Origin of the sequence: Pseudomonas sp. HY13-MNA-CIBAN-0226, from assembly GCF_040310305.1 — a bacterium.
GTDB lineage: Bacteria > Pseudomonadota > Gammaproteobacteria > Pseudomonadales > Pseudomonadaceae > Aquipseudomonas > Aquipseudomonas gregormendelii.
Map to the genome: position 1 here is coordinate 1 of NZ_JBEOPS010000336.1, position 263 is coordinate 263.

Sequence of the window (263 nt, forward strand, 5' to 3'; positions counted from 1 at the left end):
GGCAGGTCATTTTTTAGAAATGGTGCTTTTATTGCAAACATGATAAAAACAGCGATAAAGTATATTCCAGCTTCTTCATGGATACTTTTTGCCACTGTAGCACTCGCTATATCTGCTTATTCTGCCATATTATTCATGTCCAACATACAGGTTATAAACTACAAGCAAAATCAAATTGATATTTCCACCTATGCGGGTGATATTAAAGGGAAATCAAAAGAAGTTGCTAGTGACGATATAGCCAGCGTTATTAAATATTACGC

The 263-nt window shown here is 35.0% G+C and carries 1 protein-coding gene; it reads left to right on the plus strand.

The features are described 5' to 3' along the window. The coding region (locus tag AAEZ05_RS28995) for a hypothetical protein (protein ID WP_350650065.1) at window positions 1–263 on the plus strand (263 nt) is incomplete at both ends.